The sequence below is a fragment of the Streptomyces sp. NPDC056486 genome, assembly GCF_042795295.1.
GTDB lineage: Bacteria > Actinomycetota > Actinomycetes > Streptomycetales > Streptomycetaceae > Streptomyces.
Genome location: NZ_JBHTSF010000173.1, coordinates 1 through 18,063 on the forward strand (window position 1 = coordinate 1; position 18,063 = coordinate 18,063).

The following is an 18,063-nucleotide window of genomic DNA, read 5'->3' on the forward strand; positions in this document are numbered from 1 at the left end:
GTCGTGGCCCGGGGCCGCGACCGCGCCGCCGGTGGTTTCGCCCTGACCATCAGGGGATGAGGACCACCTTGCCCGTCGTGCGGCGGTTCTCCAGGTCGGCGTGGGCTGCTGCCGCCTGCGACAGGGGGTAGCGCTGGACCGCCGGGGTGAAGTGGCCCTTCGCCGCTTCGGCGAGTGCGGCCAGTTCCAGGGTGCGGACGGGGTTGTCGCCGCCTGCCTTCCGCATCATCACCGGGCCAAGGGCGTTGGTCTGGGTGATGCCGCGGGCCGCCAGCTGCTCGTCGGTGAACCTCAGGGGTTCGCCGTCGTGCGGGCTGCCGTTGCCCGACCAGCCGAAGACGATGTGTTCGCCGCCGGGGGCAAGGAGATCCACGGCGGCCAGGCCGGGCGCTCCGCCCACTCCGTCGAAGACGACGGTGGCGCCGGGGAGGCCGCGCTTCGTCAGGTACGCGCGGACCTCGTCCGGCCAGTCCGGGTTCTTGTGGTTCCGGTAGTCGACGGCGAGATCCGCGCCGTACGCGCTGACCCGGTCCGTCTTCTCCGGACCGCCCGCCAGGCCGATCACCGTGGCGCCCGCGTGCTTGGCGTACTGGACCAGGAGTGTGCCGATGCCGCCCGCCGCCGCCGGTATGACGGCCACGGAGGCGGGGGTCAGCTCGGTGAACTGCAGGATGCCCATCGTCGTACGGCCCGTGCCGATCAGTGCCACGGCCTCCGCGTCGTCCAGGTCTTCGGGGATCTCGTGCAGGCGGGTCGCTTCGGTGACGGCCAACTCGGCGTAACCGCCAGGGGCGAAGCCGATGTGGGTGACCACGCGCTTGCCGAGCCAGCCGGGGTCGACTCCCTCGCCGAGCGACTCGACCGTGCCGGCCACCTCGCGGCCCGGGATCGTGGGCAGCCGGGGGAGTTCGGGCAGCGGGCCTTTGATGCCGGCGCGGATCGCGGTGTCCAGGAGGTGCACGCCTGCCGCGGTCACCGCGATGCGGACCTGGCCGGGGGCCGGAGCCGGGTCGGGCGTCTCCTCGTACGTGAGGTTCTCGGCCGGGCCGAAGGTGTGCAGGCGGATGGCGTGCATGGGGGTGGCTCCTTGGGCGACGTCGGGGTCGGTGCAACACACCCTCGTACCTCAAGCGGACTTTAGGTCAACCCTTGTGGAAGTCAGCGCGAGCGTCACCGCCTCCAGGGCGCTGTTGAAGGAGACCTCGGAGAGCAGGCCGGGCGCCGCGACCTGGTCTCCGGCGAGGTAGACGCCCTCGCCGCGGTCGATCGCCGGGCGGTCGCGCCAGGTGGTGCCGGGCAGATCCACCGCGCCGGTACGGCCGTTGGACACGGCGTCGCGGCGCCAGAGAAGGCGGTCGCGCCAGCCGGGGAAGCCGAGGTCGAGCAGGTGGTCGGCGCGGGCCACGCCGTCCGCCTTGGACTCCTCGGGGGAGAGCGGGATCTGCCCCTGGACGAGGTCCTGTCCCGCGGGGGCGAGGGTGCGGTCCTGGGTGGTGAACCGTTCGATCCAGCCGGTCATGTCCAGGTCGGAGATCGCGAACGGGTCGCCCTTACGGGAGTTGAGGGCCACGTCGACGAGGGTGGTGCGGGCGCTGTCCCAGCGGAGGGTCTCGTCCTGGAGGAGGCGGCGGGCGGCGGGGAGGGAGGTGGCGACGATGACGGGGCCTTCGGAGGGAGGTGGGGTGAGGGAGTCGACGCGGGACAGCGTCTCCACGCGTACGCCCAGGTTCCAGGCGAGCGACGCCATGCGGTCGATGACCGAGCCCCAGCCGCCGCGCGGGTAGTGCGCCTCAGGGGGCAGCTTCGTGGCGCGGCGCAGGCGCTCCTGCACGAACCTGGCGGAGAGGGAGCCGGGGTCGTGGTGGAACGTCGCCACGGCGATGTAGTGCGCGGCGGCGCGTGCGCCCTCCTCGCCCACCTCGCCGGTGGCCCACGTCATGAAGTCCTCGTGCACGGGCGCCTGTTCGGGCTTGCGGCGCAGGAGTTTCAGCATCGCGAGGGGTGGGGTACGGCGGAACCTTCCCTTGTGGTGGAGGCGCAGGCGGGTGCCTTCGATGGGCGGGATCGGGGCGAGGGGGCCGATCAGGTCGCGCTGCTTGAGCCAGGTCCAGTGGGGGCCGCCGTTGTAGAGGGCGTGCGGGCCTTCGTTCGTGCGGTACGTGCCTTCGGCGGTGCGGGCCCGGCCGCCGAGGGTGTGGTGGGCCTCGTGGACGGTCACCCGGGCGCCGGCTTCCGCGGCGGTGATGGCCGCGGTGAGACCGGCGAAGCCGCCGCCGATGACGGTGAGGTGGGTGGGGGGCTTGCGGTTGCTGGGCATGGGGTGGGGCTCCTGTCGTGTCGGGTGGCGCCTGTAGTGGCGTTCACCCGGTACGACGGATGGGGGTGCCCGGGATGTGACATCGGGGTGCGGCGGCGTTGTCAGTGGGTGGGTGCACGATGGGTGCATGGGACAGAGGGAGCGGCAGAAGGATGCGGCAGGGGTGAAGAAGGCCCGGCGGCCCGAGGTGCGGTTGCCGGAGCTGCGGGCGTTCGGGGATCTTGTGCTCGGCGGGGGTGAGTTGGAGCCCGACGGGGATTACGACGGGGTCGAGTTCCGGGATCTCGATCTCTCCGGGCAGGACGGCGGGGGAGCCCTGTTCCTGGACTGTGCGATGACGGGCTGCGGGGTGACGGAGGCGCGGCTCAGCAGGGCGCGGTTCGTGGACTCCGTGCTGACGGAGCTGCGGGGGGTCGGCACGGAGCTTTCGGAGGCGTCGCTGCGGGACGTGGAGGTGGTGGACGCGCGTCTTGGGGGCGTGCAGCTGCACGGGAGTGTGCTGGAGCGGGTCGTCGTGCGGGGCGGGAAGATCGACTATCTGAACCTGCGGAAGGCGCGGTTGAAGGACGTCGTCTTCGAGGAATGCGTGCTGGTCGAGCCGGACTTCGGGCGGGCGGAGCTCGAGCGGGTGGAGTTCGTGGGGTGTGTGCTGAAGGGGGCGGACTTCAGCGGGGTCCGCATGAAGGATGTCGACCTGCGGGGTGCGGCCGAGGTGGACATTTTGCGGGGGATCGACTGCTTGGCGGGGGCGGTGATCAGTACGGCGCAGCTGATGGATCTGGCGCCGGCGTTTGCTGCGCAGGTGGGTGTGCGGGTGGACTAGCGTCCGGCTTTGGCGGTGTCTGGGTGCCGGGTGCGGTTCTGCTCCGGTTTGGGGGCGGGGCCGCGCCGGTATGTCCGTCCTCGCCATCCGCCGGTGGGCGTTCGACTGCTTCGGCCCCGGAGTGCCGCGAACCGTGCTCCGGGCGGAAATACCGACACACCCCCTCACGTCTCGCTGCCGACTGCGGGCGCGTGGGGCCCATCGCCCTCCGCTTGTTCGCCGACCGGTGGACGCGGGGCAATCGGGCGGGTGGGTGGGAGAGCTTGTTCGTTCAGGGGTGGACGCGGGGGGAGGGGTACCGGTGGGCGCCTACGCCCGGGGAAAGCGGGACTGGAGTGACCAGATCGCGGGGTTGTCCGCCAGGGACTCGTGGAGGTCGATGAGGTCCGCCAGGAGGTCCTGGAGGAAGTCACGTGCCTCGCGGCGGAGTTCGGAGTGGGAGAACGTCAGCGGAGGCTCTTCCGCCCGCATCCAGTCCGCCTCGATGTCCACCCACCCGAAGCGCCGGGTGAACAGCATGCGGTCCGTCGACTCCGTGAAGTCGAGCTCGGCGTGCTGGGGACGGGACGCCCGGCTCCCCCGGGGATCCTGGTCCACGAGCTCGACGATGTCGCACAGCGCCCACGCGAAGTCGAGCACGGGAACCCATCCCCAGGCTGTGGACAGTTCCCGGTCCGCCTTCGTGTCCGCGAGATACACGTCCCCGCAGAACAGGTCGTGCCGCAGCGCGTGGACGTCCGCGCCGCGGTAGTCGAACTGCGGGGGGTCGGGAAAGCGGTGGGAGAGGGCGTAGCCGATGTCGAGCACGTGGACGATGGTGTCACGGCGCCGGAGGGCGTGGGACGACGCTGCACGTCAGGACAGCAGTCGCTGCTCCTTCGCCACCGCCACCGCGCCCGCACGCGTGTCGACGCCGAGCTTGTCGTAGATCCGGCCCAGGTGCGTCTTGACCGTGGCCTCGCTGATGAAGAGCGCGCGGGCGATGTCGCGGTTGCCGAGGCCTTGGGAGAGCTGGGCGAGGATGTCGAGCTCGCGGTCGGTGAGGGTGGGCAGCGGCTTGCGCATGCGGGCCATCACGCGGGACGCGACCGGCGGGGAGAGCGTGGTGTGGCCCTGCGCGGCGGCGTGGATCGCGGCGAAGAGCTCCTCGGGGCGTTCGGCCTTCAGGAGGTAGCCCGTCGCGCCCGCCTCGATGGCGCGGGTGATGTCGGCGTCCGTGTCGTACGTCGTCAGGACCAGGACGTGGGGTGTGGGGGAGGAGGGGGTGCCGGTGGACGTGATGTGGCGTGTTGCCTCCACGCCGTCCATTCCCTCGCCCAGTTGCAGGTCCATCAGGACCACGTCCGGTGCCAGCTTCGCGGCGAGCGCGATCGCCTCCTCGCCGGTGCCCGCCTCGCCGACCACCTCGATGTCCGGTGCGCTGCCGAGGAGGGCGAGCAGTCCGGCGCGTACGACGATGTGGTCGTCGCAGACCAGGAGGCGGACCGGAGGCGCGGCAGGTGCGGGGGGCGTCATGGGGTCTCCTGCGAGGTCAAGGGGTCAGGGGGATCGAGACCGAGAGCACCGTGCCCTCGCCCGGTGCCGACTCGATCGTCAGTGTGCCGCCGAGCTGCCGCGCCCTGGCGCGGATCGCGGGCAGCCCGTGGCCCCGCCGGTCGGAGGCGGGCGGCTCATCGGTGGGCGTGAAGCCGCGGCCGTCGTCCGCGACGTCGAGTACCACCTGGTCGTCCAGGTGCGTGAGCGTCAGCGCCGCCGTGGTCGCGTCGGCGTGCTCCGTCACGTTGGCCAGGGCGCCCTGCGCGATACGCAGGAGCGCGGACTGCGTCCGGTCGGGGAGCGGGGCGGGCGTGCCCTCGGAGTGGAAGCGGACCGTGAGGCCCGCGTCCTGCGCGGTGCGCGCGGCCAGCGTCCGCAGTGCCTCGTCCAGGCCGCCGCCGTCGGCGAGGTCGGCGGGCGCGAGGTCGTGCACGAAGCGGCGGGCCTCGGTGAGGCCGACTTCGGTGATCGACTCGGCCGTACGGACATGGGCGCGGGCCTTGACCGGGTCCGTGTCCCAGACGCGGTCGGCGGCCTGGAGCAGCATCTGCTGGCTGGACAGACCTTGCGCGAGGGTGTCGTGGATCTCCATGGACAGGCGCTGGCGCTCGGCGAGGGTGCCTTCGCGGCGCTCGGTGGCGGCCAGTTCGCGGCGGGTGCGGATGAGGTCGTCGATCAGCTCGCGCTGGCGGGCCGCCTGGCGCTGCATGTGGACGAAGACCGCCGTCGCGATCGCCGACACGGCGGGTGGCCCGAGGATCAGGTCAGGGTCGTAGCGGCCCGCGAGCCGCAGCTGTGACGCGATCACGCAGCCGGTCAGGACGGCCACCAGGGCGAAGGCCGCGCGCGGCGGCAGCGTACGCAGACCGGTGAAGAAGAGCGGCACCGCGCACCACCCGAAGCTCGGCGCGAGGATGACGAGCACCAGCCAGACCGCGACGACCAGGGCGAGCCAGGTGAGGCGGCGGGGCGTGGGGCGGGTGCCGGGTGCCGGTCCTGACGCGAAGGGCGTGGAGTGCTTCCCCCGCAGGGCGGCGGTGAGGTGCGGGAGGGCGTAGAGGAAGGCAAGGACCACGGAGAGCGTGATGATCCACGGGACGCGCGCACCGCCGGCGGGGTGGCGCAGCAGGAAGCGGGCCAGCGAGGTGGCCAGGAGCAGGTAGAACGTCGCGTGCATGACGGCCGCGAGCCAGCGGGCGTCGGGGTCCGGCGTACGGGGGGCGATGCCGGCGCCCGGTGTGCGGGAGCCGATGTCCGATGCGCGGGAGCCGATGTCCGGCGTGCGCTGTCCCGCTCGCTCTCCCCGCCGCTGTCCCACTCTCGGTCCCGCCACGGGGCGCCTCCCTCTCGTGCTGCCGTCACGCGCCTGTCGCCGTCACGTGGTCGCTGAACTGGGCAAACACCTCATTGTGACCCGGTGGGGCCACGAGCGGGTCAACCGATCGGTTGACCCTGGTGTCGGCCGAGTCGCGCGCCGCTCCCAGCCGGTACGTCGAGGGGTGAGCCCCGGATGCGGCCGGAGGATCGATGGCAGAGGAAACAACCTCCCCCGCCCCGCCGCACCCCTAGGAGCCCCCGATGAAGAAGATCTCCCGCCGCACCCGTGTCCTCACCGTCGCCGCCACCGCCGCCGTCCTCGGCGCCGGGACCTTCGGCGCCGTCTCCGCCACCGCGGGCACCCCCGACGCCGCTGCCAAGGCCGCCGTCACCGCCGACGCGGGCAACAAGAACCTCACGCAGTCGACGCACCTGAACATCGACGCCGCGACCAAGGCCGCCAAGGCCACCCTCGACGCCGCCGAGAAGGAGAACCAGCGCGTCTCGGTCGCCGTGGTCGACCGGAACGGCAACACGATCGTCACCCTGCGCGGCGACGGCGCGGGCCCGCAGTCGTACGAGTCCGCCGAGAAGAAGGCGTACACGGCCGTCTCCTGGAACGCGCCCACCTCCGAGCTGTCCAAGAACCTGGAGAAGACGCCGAACCTGAAGGACATCCCCGGCACCCTGTTCCTCGCGGGCGGTGCGCCGGTGACCGCCAAGGGCGCGCCCGTCGCGGGCATCGGTGTCGCGGGCGCCCCGAGCGGCGACCTGGACGAGAAGTTCGCGAAGGCGGGCGTCGCGGCGCTCGGCCGATGAGGCCCTGAGGCCGCCAACACCATGCTGAGGCTGTTTCCGGTCCGTACGACGACGAGGAGAACGTTCATGACAAGGACCGCTGAGGACCAGCGGCTGCTCGACGCCGCACGGGCCGGGAACGCCGCTGAAGTGAGAGCCGCCCTCGACGCGGGCGCCCGCGTCGAGGCCCGCGACACCGAGCTGCGTACGCCGCTGCTGCTCGCCGCCACCGGCGACCACGTCGAGGCCGCCGGTGTCCTGGTGGCCGCGGGCGCCGACGTCGACGCGCAGGACCACCGCGCCGACAGCCCCTGGCTGGTGACCGGCGTGACGGGCAGCGTCGCCATGCTGCACGTCCTGCTTCCCGTGGGGCCCGACCTGAAGCTCCGCAACCGTTTCGGCGGCATCTCCGTGATCCCGGCATCGGAGCGCGGCCACGTCGCGTACGTACGGGAAGTCCTGCGCGTCACCGACATCGACGTCGACCACGTCAACGACCTGGACTGGACGGCCCTGTTGGAGGCCGTGATCCTCGGCGACGGCGGTCGCGCCCACCAGGAGATCGTGGCGCTGCTGCTCGCCGCGGGCGCGACGCCCGATCTCGCCGACCGGGACGGCGTCACGCCCCTGGAGCACGCGGAGCGCCGTGGCTTCGCGGAGATCGCCGCGCTGCTGAGGGGCGCCTCGTGAAGGTGCCCGAGGTGCCCCGGGTGGTGCTCTCCGCGAGCACCGCCCTCCTGGGTGCCGCCGTCCTCGCGGGCTGCGGCACCGGCCCCGAGCCCACCCGCGCGACCGCGACCGCGACCGCGACCGCGACCGAGACCGCGTCCCCCACGGCCACCCTCCCCGCCGAACAGCGCACCCCCGAAGGCACCCTCCTGGTGGCCGACTTCGGCTCCGACACCGTCACTTTCGTCGACCCCGAGCGCGGCCCCATCGAATCCGTGCAGGTCGGCAAGGCCCCCTACGGGCTGACCGTGGGCGATGACGGCCGCGCCTGGGTCGCCACCGCCGACGCGGTGGCCGTCATCGACACCAGCACCCGCGAACGCGTCGACCGCATCCCGTACGAGACGGACAGCGGCCCGGCGACGACCGGCGAGTACCGCGGCGGCGGCATGGGCATCGCGCTCGCCCCTGACGGCGAGCACGTCTATGTGGGCGTCAATGTCCCGGACGGCAAGGGCACGTTGGAGGTCATCGACACCGAGAAGCGCGAGGTCACCGACACCGTTCCGGTGGGCCGGCGCCCCTTCGACGTGGACGTGTCGAAGGACGGCCGCGAGGTCTACGCGACCAACCACGACTCCTTCGACGTGACGGTCGTACGCGCCGACTCGCTGAAGCCACGCCGCATCGAAGTCGCCCCCTACGGCACCGAAGGCGGCCTCGGCTCCTGGCTCAAGCCGCACTACGCCGCCGTACGCCCGTCGGACGGCAAGCTCCTGCTCCCCTTCGAGGGCGAGAAGCTCGTCGTCCTCGATCCGCGCACCGGCGAATCGGACATCGAGCCGATGACGGCCAACACCCATCAGCACGGGGCGCGGATCACCGAGGACGGCACGCTGTTCGCGGTCGGCACCGGACCCATTGATCCCTCGTCGGACAAGGGGCCATCGCTGACCATGCGTACGAAGGACGGCAAGGAGAAGGTCTTCCCGCTGGACGGGCCGCACGAGGACGTCGCCATCTCCAAGGACAGCGGCACAGACGGCGGCACCGCCTACGTCACCGGCGGCTTCACCCGCGACGGATTCTGGAACGGGATCACCGTCGTCGACCTGGAGAGCGGAGAGACGCGTCGCCTCCCGGCGGGGGAGCGGCCGTTGGGCATCGCGGTTCTTTAGGCGGACCAGCTCCAGGCGGACCCGCAGCCGGGGGCCGACGGGACCCGCCGCCCGGCCCCCCGAACATATGCCGCATAAGATCACACGTGTGCACCCACGACCCACGGCTCTCCGCAGCACCTCCGCCGCCGCCCTCACCGCCCTCGTCCTCACCGCCTGCAGTGGCTCCGGAGTGCACGGCACGCCCGGAGCCGACGGCGTGCGTGACCCGTACTTCCCGAAGCTGGGCAACGGCGGCTACGACGTCGCGCACTACGACCTGACCCTCGGGTACGACCCGGACGCGCGCCACCTCACCGCCACCGCCGAGGTCACGGCGCGCGCCACCCAGGACCTCAGCGCCTTCAACCTCGACCTCAAGGGTCTTGAGGTGAAGGGCGTGACCGTCGAGGGCAAGGACGCCTCCTTCCACCGCGACGGGCAGGAGCTGACGGTCCGGCCCGCGGACGACCTCGACAAGGGCGAGACGTTCCGCACGGTCGTCCGCTACTCCGGCAGCCCGGAGACCATCACCGACCCGGACGACTCCGAGGAGGGCTGGCTGCGGACGGAGGAGGGCGCCCTCGCGCTCGGCGAGCCGACGGGCTCGATGGCCTGGTTCCCGTCCGACAACCACCCGTCGGACAAGGCCTCGTACGACATACGGATCACCGTCCCCAAGGGCCTGAAGGCCATCTCCAACGGCGAGCTGACCCGCGAGTCGACCAAGAACGGCCGCACCACCTTCGCCTGGCACAGCGCGGAGCCGATGGCGAGCTATCTGGCGACGGTGGCGATCGGGTCGTTCGAGGTGAAGAAGTCGACGACGAAGTCCGGCATCCCGGTGCTCACGGCGGTGGACCCCTCGCGGGTCAAGGACAGCGCGAAGGCGCTGAACCGCATCCCCGAGATCATGGAGTGGCAGGAGCTGAACTTCGGCCCCTACCCCTTCTCGTCGACCGGCGCGATCGTCGGCCGTGAGGAGGACGCGGGGTACGCCCTGGAGACCCAGACCCGCCCCACCTTCCCCGGCGCCCCCGACACCGAACTCGTCGTCCACGAGCTGGCCCACCAGTGGTTCGGGAACTCCGTGACGCCCAAGTCCTGGCGGGACATGTGGCTCAACGAGGGCTTCGCGACGTACGCCGAGTGGCTCTGGGAGGAGGACAACGAAGGCGACAGCGTGCAGGAGACCTTCGACGACATCTACGCGGACGACTACTACGAGGACGAGGAGGACAACGAAGCCATCTGGGAGTTCCCGCCCGCGAAGCCGCCGTCCGCCGATCAGATCTCGGACAGCCCGGTGTACGAGCGGGGCGGCATGGTCATCCACAAGATCCGCCAGGCGGTGGGCGACGACACCTTCTACGACATCGTGCAGGGCTGGACGAAGACCTACCGCCACCGCAACGCGGACACCGAGGACTTCACGCGGTACGTGGAGAGCCACGCGGGCGGCGAGGCGGCGCGCAAGAAGGTGCGCGCGATCTGGGGCCCGTGGCTGTACGAAGACGGAAAGCCGGACCGCCCGTAGGGACCGGGGCGTCAGGAGAGCGGCTTGCGGAGTACGGCGCAGGGGCGGTCCGCGTCGCGGTCGCGCCGGTGGTCGATGACCTCGTACCCGAGCGTGCCCCAGAAGGCGAGCCCGGGGGCGTTCTGCTCCAGGACGGCGATCCGCACCCCGGCGCGTCCGTCCGCCCGGAACCGCTCCTCGATCCTCTCCACCAACTCCCGCCCGAATCCCCGGCGTTGCTGCCGGGCATCCACCATGAGCAGCCCGATCCACGGATCGGGGTCGGCGGGATCGGGATGCCGCTTCAGCATGATGCCGATCCCGACGACCCGCCCCTCGGACCGCGCGAGGAGCACCTCCGCCTCCGGTTCGGCAAGATCGTCCGCGAGCGCGGCGGCGACCTGTTCGGGGCGGACGTCGTGGGGGTCGGGGAAGTCCCCGGAGAGTGCGTGGAAGACGTGGTTCGACGCGTAGAGGGCGGTGAGCTCGGTGAGCAGCTCACCGGGGAGCGCGCCGTCCTCCGCGGGGGCGAGCGGTTCGAGGATCATGCGGCGCAGGCTAGCCGCACTCAGCCCTGTGCCTTCAGCGATTTGAAGGCGCGCGTCTGGTCCACGATCGCGCGTTCGGTCGGGAGGCGTTCGATCGACGACGCGCCGAAGAAGCCGACGATCCCCTCGGTGCGGGACAGGACGTGGGCCGCGTCCTGCGGTTCCGCGATGGGGCCGCCGTGGCACAGGACCAGGATGTCGGGGTTCACGCGCTTGGCCGCGTCGTGCATCTCCTGGACCGCCGTCGCCGCCTGGTCGAGGGTCATGGCCGTGCCCGCGCCGATCGAGCCCTTGGTCGTCAGGCCAACGTGGGGGACCAGGACGTCCGCTCCGGCCCTGGCCATGTCGGCGGCCTGGTCGGGGTCGAAGACGTACGGGGTCGTCAGGAGGTCGCGGGCGCGGGCCTCGCGGACCATGTCCACCTCCAGGCCGTACCCCATGCCGGTCTCTTCGAGGTTGGTGCGGAACGTGCCGTCGTACAGGCCGACCGTCGGGAAGTTCTGTACGCCGGTGAAGCCCATCCCCTTCAGCTCGTCCAGGAAGCGGCCCATGTCCCGGAAGGGGTCGGTGCCGCACACCCCGGCAAGGACCGGGGTGTCCTTCACCACCGGGAGCACCTCTCTGGCCATGTCCACCACGATCGCGTTCGCGTCGCCGTACGGGAGCAGGCCCGCGAGCGAGCCGCGGCCCGCCATCCGGTAGCGGCCCGAGTTGTAGATGATCAGGAGGTCCACGCCGCCCTCCTCCGCGCACTTGGCGGAGAGGCCCGTGCCCGCTCCCGCTCCGATCACCGGATTGCCCTTCGCCACCTGGGCGTTGAGGCGGGCCAGCGCTTCCTTGCGGGTGATCTGCGTCGTCATGGAGTGCTCCTTGAGCGAGTCCGGGGTGAGTTGCTGGCAGGGCGGTGTCAGGGTGGTGTCAGGGCGTCCGCTTCAGCGCCCGCGCGCTGATCAGCTCGTCCAGGCGGTCCGCCATCGCCACCGCGAACTCCGCGTCGTTGATGTGCGCGTCCAGCTCATGCAGTCGTACGCCGCTGCCCCGCACCGTCGTCCGCAGCGCGCTGAGGCCGGCCTCGTCCGCCGCCGTGTCCTCGAACGGGCCGCCCTCGACGTCCACCGCCGAGACCCCGCGCAGCGGCCAGAAGAACTCGACGGGGCCGCGCGCGGCGGCGAGCTTGTGGCCGAGGGTGGTGCCGAGCGCGGTCATCTCGTCGGCCGTCGTGCGCATCAGCGTGACCGTGGGGTTGTGGACGAGGAGGGTGCGGTCGGCGAAGCGGGACGGGACCGTCTGCTCCGGGCCGAAGTTGACCATGTCGAGGGCGCCGGGAGCGACCACCTGCGGGATGCCCGCGCGGCCCGCCGCGGTGAGGCGCTCGGGTCCTGCCGAGAGGACACCGCCGACCAGTTCGTCGGCGAGCTCGGTGGTCGTCAGGTCCAGTACGCCGTCGAGGAGGCCGTCGGACGCCAGCTTCTCCACCGCCCGGCCGCCCGCGCCCGTCGCGTGGAAGACGAGGACCTCGTAGCCGAGTGCGTCGAGCCGGGCGCGCGCCGCGTCGATCGCGGGCGTCGTCACGCCGAACATCGTGGCGGCGACCACCTTGCGGCCGCGGCCCGCCAGTTCGTCGTGGTTGCGCTCGAAGCGCCGTGCCATGCCCGCGGCTGCCGCCGCCGCGTTGCCGAGGACCTGCCGGGAGACCGCGTTGATGCCGGAGATGTCCACGACGCTGTACATCAGGGTGAGGTCGCTGCTGCCGACGTATGGCGCCACGTCGCCGCCCGCCATCGTGCTGACGAGCACCTTCGGCACCCCGATCGGCAGGGCGCGCATCGCCTGCGAGGCGATCGACGAACCGCCGCTGCCTCCTGCGGCGAGCACCGCGTGCAGCTTGCCCTGCCGGTGCAGGTCGAGCACCACCTCGGTCACGCCGTCCGCCATCGCCGCCACGGCCGCGCCTCGCTCGCCCGTGCCGCGCAGCTTCGCCAGGTCGTGTCCGGCCGCGCGGGCCACGGCGTCGGCCGGCACGTCGGCGGTGGGGGCGTGCTCGGGAGGAGGCAGTATGCCGGTGTCGATGAGCAGGGTGTCGCTGCCGTACTCCCTGAGCCGCTCGCGCAGCCAGGCGTACTCCGCGCCTTTGGTGTCGAGCGTCCCGACCAGCACCACGGTCGCCATGGCCCTCACACTCCTTCAAGTGGTGGGTGGTGCCCACGATCCTGCGGCCCCGGAGCCGTCACGGCAACGGCGAGGGCCCCCGGCGGAGATTCCACCGGGGGCCCTCGGGAACTGCTGACTGGCCTACGAACCTCAGACGTTGACGCCGAAGTCCTGTGCGATGCCGACGAGGCCGGACGCGTAGCCCTGACCCACCGCGCGGAACTTCCACTCCGCGCCGCTGCGGTACAGCTCGCCGAAGACCATGGCGGTCTCGGTGGCGGCGTCCTCGCTCAGGTCATAGCGGGCGATCTCGGTGCCACCGGCCTGGTTGATGATGCGGATGAAGGCGTTCCGCACCTGGCCGAAGTTCTGCGAGCGGTTCTCGGCGTCGTAGATCGAGACCGGGAAGACGATCTTGTCGATGTCGGCCGGGAGGCCCGCCAGGTTGACCTTGATCTGCTCGTCGTCGCCCTCGCCCTCACCCGTGACGTTGTCACCGGTGTGCTCGATGGTCTGGTCCGGCGTCACCTTGTTGTTGAAGAAGACGAAGTGCTGGTCCGAGAAGACCTTGCCCTGCGGGTTCACCGCGATGGCCGAGGCGTCCAGGTCGAAGTCGGTGCCAGTGGTGGTACGGACGTCCCAGCCGAGGCCCACGGTGACGGCGGTCAGGCCCGGAGCCTCCTTGGTGAGCGAGACGTTGCCACCCTTGGACAGGCTTACTGCCATTGTTGGGAGTCCCTTCCCTCGTTGCGTACGAACGGGCTTCGTACTGGGGACGAAGCTACCGTCACCCTATGAACGTCGACCGGGGTCCCAGAGGTTCCAGGTCCTTTTACTTTCTTTACTCATCTCTGGCGCCCCATCCGGCGCAAGCGGGACGCGCCGTAAATGCGGGTGACGTGGACCGGACAGACGCGGGACGATAGGACCCATGTCCGGTCCCTATGTCATCCGCGGCTCCGTCTCCCTGCCCGAGGCCGAGCTCATGTGGCGCTTCTCCAGGTCCTCGGGGCCGGGCGGTCAGCACGTCAACACCAGCGATTCGCAGGTGGAGCTGAGATTCGACCTGGCCAACACGGAAGCGCTGCCTCCGGTGTGGAAGGAGCGCGCCCTGGAGCGGCTCGCGAGCCGGCTCGTCGACGGTGTCGTCAGCGTGCGGGCCTCCGAGCACCGTTCCCAGTGGCGCAACCGCGAGATGGCGGCGACCCGCCTGGCCGCGCTGCTCGCCGAGGCCACCGCACCGCCGCCGCGCCCCCGCCGCGCCACGAAGATCCCCCGGGGCATCAACGAGCGGCGCCTGCGCGAGAAGAAGCAGCGCAGCCAGACCAAGCGCGGCCGCTCGGGGGAAGGATGGGGCTGAGCCCCGGCCACCGCCGCAGCGGCTCTCGCGGCAAACGTGCGTAAGCAAAGACCGCTCGGCGGAAGACAGCGGGAAGCAGCGGGAAACGCGGGAAACAGCGGAAAGACCTGAGCCCGGCCTCGGCCCGTCCTCAGCCCAGCTGCCGGTACTTCCCCTTGAAGTACGTCAGCGGGCCCCCGTCCACGCTCGGCAGCGCAGCCGAAAGTACTCGCCCGATGACGAGGGTGTGGTCACCCGCTGTCACCGTCTGTTCGGTCCGGCACTCCAGTGTCGCGAGCGCGCCGCCGATCAGGGGCGCCCCGGATGCCTCTCCCCGCGCGTAGGGGATGTCCGCGAAGAGCAGCCGGTCGCTGATCCTGCCCTTCATCGCGAACCGGCCCGCGATGTGGCGCTGGCTCTCGGATAGCACCGAGACGCCCCACAGCGGCTGCTCGGCGAGCAGGTCGTCCATTCGGGAGCCCTCACGCAGGCTGACCAGCACGAGAGGCGGATCGAGGGACACGGAGAGGAAGGCCGTCGCGGTCATGCCGACGTCCTCGCCGACCGGCGCCTGAGGGTCGTCCGCGTCCAGGGACGGCTCGCAGGCGGTCACCAGGACCACACCCGCGGCGAGCCGGGACATGGCGGCGCGGAACTGTTCATTGCTCACACCCACAGGATGCCCGTCAAGGGACGGGGAACGTGGGGTGGGCGGGGCGGAGGGAGTCGCGGGAGCGTTCTCCGGGGACGTCAGGGATGTCTTCAGTACGGGGACCACGGGAGCGACGCTAGTCCCGCCGTCCCTGTCTCCACATCGGGCCGAGGGCCGAGACCGGGCCTAGGACCGATGGCCGATGAGGCGGCCCGAGAGGCTCCCAAAAGGCGCCCATCGGGCGAGTGGACTGGACCAACGAAGGGTTCCCACCTGTGACTTGAGTCACAGGACCCATATTTTGTTGACCCTGTGTACCGGGCAAGCTGCTCGCTGTGATTCAGTGACGGTGGCAATCAGACACACTGAGAGAACTCAGTTACTGAGGGAACACTAAGGGCGCTGCGAATCCTGGAGTTGCTGTCGAGGTCTCGGGGAGAGCGAGCAATGGAGACCGAGTCGGAGCCGTACGTCCGTCTTGCGACCCTGCGGCAGCTGCATCAGGTGGTGGCGGATCTCAATACGGCCCGGAGCCTGGCGGACACGCTGCAGACCGTCGCCGACGGCGTGGTCAATGGCCTTGGCTATGAATTGGCGTGCGTCAATCTCGTACGCCCGGACGGCGATCTCGTCGTCGCCGCCTTCGCGGGCAACACCGCCGCCGAGGCGCTCATCACCGGCCGGGTCGGCTCGCGTGAGGCATGGGAGAAGCGGCTCGCCATGGGCGAGGCCTGGGGCGCCCTGAGGTTCATCTCGTACACCGAGGGCTGGGTTCTCGACGAGGACGACGTCCCGCAGTGGTACACCGACGGCCCCGCGCCCCGCTTCGAGGACGAGTGGCACCCCGCGGACCGGCTCTTCGCGCCGATGTACGCGACGGGCGCCGCCGGCGGCGAGCTGCTCGGCGTGATCTCCGTGGACCGGCCGCGCAACGGCCGCAGGCCCGGCGCCTGGGGCCGCGAGGCCCTGCAGATGTACGCGTTCCAGGCCGCGATCGCGATCAGCAACGCCCGGCTCCGCGCCAACATGCAGCGCGCCCTGGTCCGCCTGGAGCGCGAGCAGCAGGCGCTGCGGGCCAGTGAGGAATCCTTCCGGCAGGCCTTCGAGTACGCGCCTTCGGGCATGGCCATCGCCGAGATGGGAGGCGACCAGCACGGCCGCATCCTGCGCACGAACGACGCGCTGTGCCGCCTGCTCGGCCGCCCCGCGTCCGCGATGCGCCGCTACTCCTTCTCCGACCTGGTCGACCCCGAGGACATCGGCACGCTCCTGCGGACCTCCGCCGAGGGAGGCAGGGCCGAGCTGCGCCTCGCGCGCCGCGACGGGACGTACGTCTGGGTTTCCCTGCGCAACTCCGTCGTCGCGGACGCCGCCGACGGCCCGCGCTTCCTCCTCACCCACGTCGAGGACATAGAGGACCGCAAGCGCCGCGAGCTCCAGCTCGCGCACCGCGCGTCGCACGACTCCCTCACCGGCCTGCCGAACTCCGCCGAGCTGCGCTCCCGCCTCAGCGCCCGTCTCTGTCGCAGGCCGCACGCGGGTCAGCCGAGCGCGGTGGACTCGCTGGATGCGGCGTACGACGGCGTGTATGACGCGGACGGTCAGCACAGCTTCGACTACGGCTCGAACAACGCGCACAGCCTGCAGCAGAGCGGCGAGGGCTTCGATCATCACGTGCACACCGTCGCGCCGCCGGAAGGGCCCGGGGACACGGACGACGGCACCAAGGGCCTCGCCGTTCTCTTCTGCGACCTCGACGGCTTCAAGTCGATCAACGACCGCTTCGGGCACACCACGGGTGACGCGGTTCTCATCGAGGTGGCAAGGCGGCTCACCAGCGGTGTCCGTGACGGCGACACGGTCGCCAGGCTCGGCGGCGACGAGTTCGTCGTCCTCGCCGACGGTCTCTGCCGGGCCGACGCGCAGGACCTCGCGGTGCGGCTGCGGAACTCGATCATCCCGCCGATCCGGGTGGACGGGCGTGCGGTCCGGGTAGGCGCCAGTTTCGGAATCGGGTGGGCACACTGCGGGATGTCGGCAGACGAGGTGTTGCACTCCGCTGACCAGCGGATGTACGTGGAGAAACGGTCCCGTGCCAAGCAGCACAGGCGGGCCGGATGAGGCCAACGACACCCCGTGGGCTCACTCGGAACGGGTAGGCTCCCCCGGTCAGCGATATGAGGGAGTGACCTGGGAATGACGCCCGGCAACAACGGCGGACAGACGCCGAACGCGCCAGAGGGCGACGACGATGTGTTCGGCTATCTGTACGAAGACGGACAGGCGGCCGGCGCCACCCCGCCCAGCGGCGGGGGCGGCTATGGGTACCCGGGTCCCCGGTCCTCGTACAACCACGTGCGCGCCGTCGGCGACCGTCGGCCCAACACGTACGGCACGCAGGCCGCGCCCACGTACGGCCAGCAGGTGCCGCAGCAGCCGCAGACCTACGGCCAGCCGAACGCGCACTACGCCGCTCCGGAGACGCAGCCCGGCGGAGCCCCCTCGGCACCGCAGTACACCCCGGCGTCCCGCGGCTCGGGCGGCCGTGGCGGTGGCCCCAACACCAAGGGCATCCTGATCGCCGCGATCGCGATCGTCGCGGTCGTCGCCATCGGGATCGGCGCCGCGATGATGTTCGGCGACAAGGACGAGGGCGACGACAAGGCCGCGGGCGGCGGCTCGACGCAGGGCGAGACGGTGAAGCCCAGCGACAAGCCGTCGAAGGACCCGGCGGACCCGGCCGAGCTCCCGAAGACGGACGCGAAGTCGCTGAAGCTGGAGGGCGGGACGTCCACGTCCTCGGAGGTCAAGGGCGCGAAGGCCGCGGGCGGCTCCTACGTCCAGGGCTTCAACCAGGTCGGTGCCAAGGTTTCCTGGACCGTCAGCATCAAGAAGGCGGGAAGCTACCGGCTGTACGTGCGGTACGGCATTCCCGGCGAGGACGCCGACGCCACGCTCAACGTCAACGGGAAGGCGAACGCGCAGTCGCTCGGCATGAAGAACTTCATCCCGTCCCCCAAGGGTGACTGGGAGAAGGGCTGGCAGACGACGTGGGCCCCCGTCGAGCTCACCAAGGGGACGAACGTGATCCAGCTGGAGTGCGCCGAGGGCAACCAGTGCAACGCCAACATCGACCTGCTGACGTTGAAGAAGTGACGCGTGCGGGCTGACCCGGGCGGCGTCGGTGTGGCCCGAGCGTCGCTGGCATGACACAGGCGTCGGTGGTCACCGTCCACGGAC

The 18,063-nt window shown here is 71.2% G+C and carries 18 protein-coding genes; 8 read left to right on the forward strand and 10 right to left on the reverse strand.

The genetic code is table 11. The features are described 5' to 3' along the window. Positions 1 to 49 precede the first annotated feature (49 nt). Positions 50 to 1,075, reverse strand: coding sequence for a zinc-binding dehydrogenase (locus ACFQ7F_RS39015; protein ID WP_383281840.1), 1,026 nt, complete (start codon positions 1,073 to 1,075; stop codon positions 50 to 52). Between the two features lie 51 nt (positions 1,076 to 1,126). After that, the gene (locus tag ACFQ7F_RS39020; protein WP_383281843.1) at positions 1,127 to 2,317 is read right to left on the reverse strand and encodes an FAD-dependent oxidoreductase; all 1,191 of its coding nucleotides are present in this window, start codon (positions 2,315 to 2,317) and stop codon (positions 1,127 to 1,129) included. 127 nt (positions 2,318 to 2,444) lie between these two features. On the opposite strand from ACFQ7F_RS39020, the gene ACFQ7F_RS39025 reads away from it, so the two are divergent. Further along, positions 2,445 to 3,140, forward strand: coding sequence for a pentapeptide repeat-containing protein (locus tag ACFQ7F_RS39025; RefSeq protein ID WP_383281846.1), 696 nt, complete (start codon positions 2,445 to 2,447; stop codon positions 3,138 to 3,140). A gap of 309 nt (positions 3,141 to 3,449) precedes the next feature. On the opposite strand, the gene ACFQ7F_RS39030 is transcribed toward ACFQ7F_RS39025, so the two are convergent. Genes ACFQ7F_RS39030 through ACFQ7F_RS39040 form a run of 3 tightly spaced genes read right to left on the reverse strand, consistent with a single transcriptional unit; the run spans position 3,450 to position 6,009 of the window. Then, on the reverse strand, positions 3,450 to 3,947 hold the full coding sequence (locus ACFQ7F_RS39030) for a hypothetical protein (RefSeq protein WP_383281849.1): 498 nt from the start codon (positions 3,945 to 3,947) through the stop codon (positions 3,450 to 3,452). A 48-nt stretch (positions 3,948 to 3,995) separates the two neighbouring features. After that, positions 3,996 to 4,655: a response regulator gene (locus ACFQ7F_RS39035; protein ID WP_383281852.1), complete on the reverse strand. Its 660-nt coding sequence runs from the start codon at positions 4,653 to 4,655 to the stop codon at positions 3,996 to 3,998. A 16-nt stretch (positions 4,656 to 4,671) separates the two neighbouring features. After that, positions 4,672 to 6,009 carry a sensor histidine kinase gene (locus ACFQ7F_RS39040; protein WP_383281855.1) on the reverse strand — a complete coding sequence of 446 codons (1,338 nt, stop codon included), beginning with the start codon at positions 6,007 to 6,009 and terminating at the stop codon, positions 4,672 to 4,674. Between the two features lie 245 nt (positions 6,010 to 6,254). Between ACFQ7F_RS39040 and ACFQ7F_RS39045 the strand changes: the two genes are divergently transcribed. The 4 genes from ACFQ7F_RS39045 (at position 6,255) to ACFQ7F_RS39060 (ending at position 10,154) form a co-directional block, all read left to right on the forward strand. After that, the gene (locus ACFQ7F_RS39045) at positions 6,255 to 6,812 is read left to right on the forward strand and encodes a heme-binding protein (protein ID WP_383281858.1); all 558 of its coding nucleotides are present in this window, start codon (positions 6,255 to 6,257) and stop codon (positions 6,810 to 6,812) included. A 66-nt stretch (positions 6,813 to 6,878) separates the two neighbouring features. Then, the gene (locus tag ACFQ7F_RS39050; RefSeq protein ID WP_383281861.1) at positions 6,879 to 7,481 is read left to right on the forward strand and encodes an ankyrin repeat domain-containing protein; all 603 of its coding nucleotides are present in this window, start codon (positions 6,879 to 6,881) and stop codon (positions 7,479 to 7,481) included. Next, on the forward strand, positions 7,478 to 8,638 hold the full coding sequence (locus tag ACFQ7F_RS39055; protein WP_383281864.1) for a YncE family protein: 1,161 nt from the start codon (positions 7,478 to 7,480) through the stop codon (positions 8,636 to 8,638). The genes ACFQ7F_RS39050 and ACFQ7F_RS39055 overlap by 4 nt, the downstream gene beginning before the upstream one ends. A 67-nt stretch (positions 8,639 to 8,705) precedes the next feature. After that, on the forward strand, positions 8,706 to 10,154 hold the full coding sequence (locus ACFQ7F_RS39060) for a M1 family metallopeptidase (protein ID WP_383281867.1): 1,449 nt from the start codon (positions 8,706 to 8,708) through the stop codon (positions 10,152 to 10,154). An 11-nt stretch (positions 10,155 to 10,165) separates the two neighbouring features. On the opposite strand, the gene ACFQ7F_RS39065 is transcribed toward ACFQ7F_RS39060, so the two are convergent. The 4 genes from ACFQ7F_RS39065 to ACFQ7F_RS39080 all read right to left on the reverse strand — a co-directional run bounded on the left by ACFQ7F_RS39065 (position 10,166) and on the right by ACFQ7F_RS39080 (position 13,558). Then, positions 10,166 to 10,681: a GNAT family N-acetyltransferase gene (locus tag ACFQ7F_RS39065; RefSeq protein ID WP_383281870.1), complete on the reverse strand. Its 516-nt coding sequence runs from the start codon at positions 10,679 to 10,681 to the stop codon at positions 10,166 to 10,168. Between the two features lie 20 nt (positions 10,682 to 10,701). Continuing rightward, positions 10,702 to 11,541 carry a phosphoenolpyruvate hydrolase family protein gene (locus ACFQ7F_RS39070; protein WP_383281873.1) on the reverse strand — a complete coding sequence of 280 codons (840 nt, stop codon included), beginning with the start codon at positions 11,539 to 11,541 and terminating at the stop codon, positions 10,702 to 10,704. Between the two features lie 58 nt (positions 11,542 to 11,599). Continuing rightward, positions 11,600 to 12,850: a Tm-1-like ATP-binding domain-containing protein gene (locus ACFQ7F_RS39075; protein WP_383281876.1), complete on the reverse strand. Its 1,251-nt coding sequence runs from the start codon at positions 12,848 to 12,850 to the stop codon at positions 11,600 to 11,602. Positions 12,851 to 12,982: 132 nt separating this feature from the next. Next, a complete protein-coding gene (locus tag ACFQ7F_RS39080; RefSeq protein WP_249589187.1) occupies positions 12,983 to 13,558 on the reverse strand; it encodes a TerD family protein in 576 nt (191 codons plus the stop codon). Positions 13,559 to 13,754: 196 nt separating this feature from the next. On the opposite strand from ACFQ7F_RS39080, the gene arfB reads away from it, so the two are divergent. Then, a complete protein-coding gene (gene arfB, locus ACFQ7F_RS39085; RefSeq protein WP_383281885.1) occupies positions 13,755 to 14,192 on the forward strand; it encodes an alternative ribosome rescue aminoacyl-tRNA hydrolase ArfB in 438 nt (145 codons plus the stop codon). Between the two features lie 130 nt (positions 14,193 to 14,322). Here arfB and ACFQ7F_RS39090 read toward each other — a convergent pair whose 3' ends face one another. After that, complete coding sequence (locus ACFQ7F_RS39090; protein ID WP_383281888.1) at positions 14,323 to 14,814, reverse strand: flavin reductase family protein; 492 nt, start codon at positions 14,812 to 14,814, stop codon at positions 14,323 to 14,325. A 456-nt stretch (positions 14,815 to 15,270) separates the two neighbouring features. Here ACFQ7F_RS39090 and cdgB point away from each other — a divergent pair, with 456 nt between their 5' ends. Together cdgB and ACFQ7F_RS39100 are read left to right on the forward strand one after the other, a co-directional pair. Further along, positions 15,271 to 16,944, forward strand: coding sequence for a diguanylate cyclase CdgB (gene cdgB / locus ACFQ7F_RS39095; RefSeq protein ID WP_383281879.1), 1,674 nt, complete (start codon positions 15,271 to 15,273; stop codon positions 16,942 to 16,944). 75 nt (positions 16,945 to 17,019) lie between these two features. Continuing rightward, a complete protein-coding gene (locus tag ACFQ7F_RS39100; RefSeq protein WP_383281882.1) occupies positions 17,020 to 17,979 on the forward strand; it encodes a CBM35 domain-containing protein in 960 nt (319 codons plus the stop codon). Positions 17,980 to 18,063 lie beyond the last annotated feature (84 nt).

Excerpts from the sequence above, each read along its gene's own strand:
- ACFQ7F_RS39015 (WP_383281840.1), bottom strand. The coding sequence starts at position 1,075 with ATGCACGCCATCCGCCTGCACACCTTCGGCCCGGCCGAGAACCTCACG.
- ACFQ7F_RS39020 (WP_383281843.1), bottom strand. The coding sequence starts at position 2,317 with ATGCCCAGCAACCGCAAGCCCCCCACCCACCTCACCGTCATCGGCGGC.
- ACFQ7F_RS39025 (WP_383281846.1), top strand. The coding sequence starts at position 2,445 with ATGGGACAGAGGGAGCGGCAGAAGGATGCGGCAGGGGTGAAGAAGGCC.
- ACFQ7F_RS39035 (WP_383281852.1), bottom strand. The coding sequence starts at position 4,655 with ATGACGCCCCCCGCACCTGCCGCGCCTCCGGTCCGCCTCCTGGTCTGC.
- ACFQ7F_RS39045 (WP_383281858.1), top strand. The coding sequence starts at position 6,255 with ATGAAGAAGATCTCCCGCCGCACCCGTGTCCTCACCGTCGCCGCCACC.
- ACFQ7F_RS39050 (WP_383281861.1), top strand. The coding sequence starts at position 6,879 with ATGACAAGGACCGCTGAGGACCAGCGGCTGCTCGACGCCGCACGGGCC.
- ACFQ7F_RS39060 (WP_383281867.1), top strand. The coding sequence starts at position 8,706 with ATGCCGCATAAGATCACACGTGTGCACCCACGACCCACGGCTCTCCGC.
- ACFQ7F_RS39065 (WP_383281870.1), bottom strand. The coding sequence starts at position 10,681 with ATGATCCTCGAACCGCTCGCCCCCGCGGAGGACGGCGCGCTCCCCGGT.
- ACFQ7F_RS39070 (WP_383281873.1), bottom strand. The coding sequence starts at position 11,541 with ATGACGACGCAGATCACCCGCAAGGAAGCGCTGGCCCGCCTCAACGCC.
- ACFQ7F_RS39075 (WP_383281876.1), bottom strand. The coding sequence starts at position 12,850 with ATGGCGACCGTGGTGCTGGTCGGGACGCTCGACACCAAAGGCGCGGAG.
- ACFQ7F_RS39080 (WP_249589187.1), bottom strand. The coding sequence starts at position 13,558 with ATGGCAGTAAGCCTGTCCAAGGGTGGCAACGTCTCGCTCACCAAGGAG.
- ACFQ7F_RS39090 (WP_383281888.1), bottom strand. The coding sequence starts at position 14,814 with ATGTCCCGGCTCGCCGCGGGTGTGGTCCTGGTGACCGCCTGCGAGCCG.
- cdgB (WP_383281879.1), top strand. The coding sequence starts at position 15,271 with ATGGAGACCGAGTCGGAGCCGTACGTCCGTCTTGCGACCCTGCGGCAG.
- ACFQ7F_RS39100 (WP_383281882.1), top strand. The coding sequence starts at position 17,020 with ATGACGCCCGGCAACAACGGCGGACAGACGCCGAACGCGCCAGAGGGC.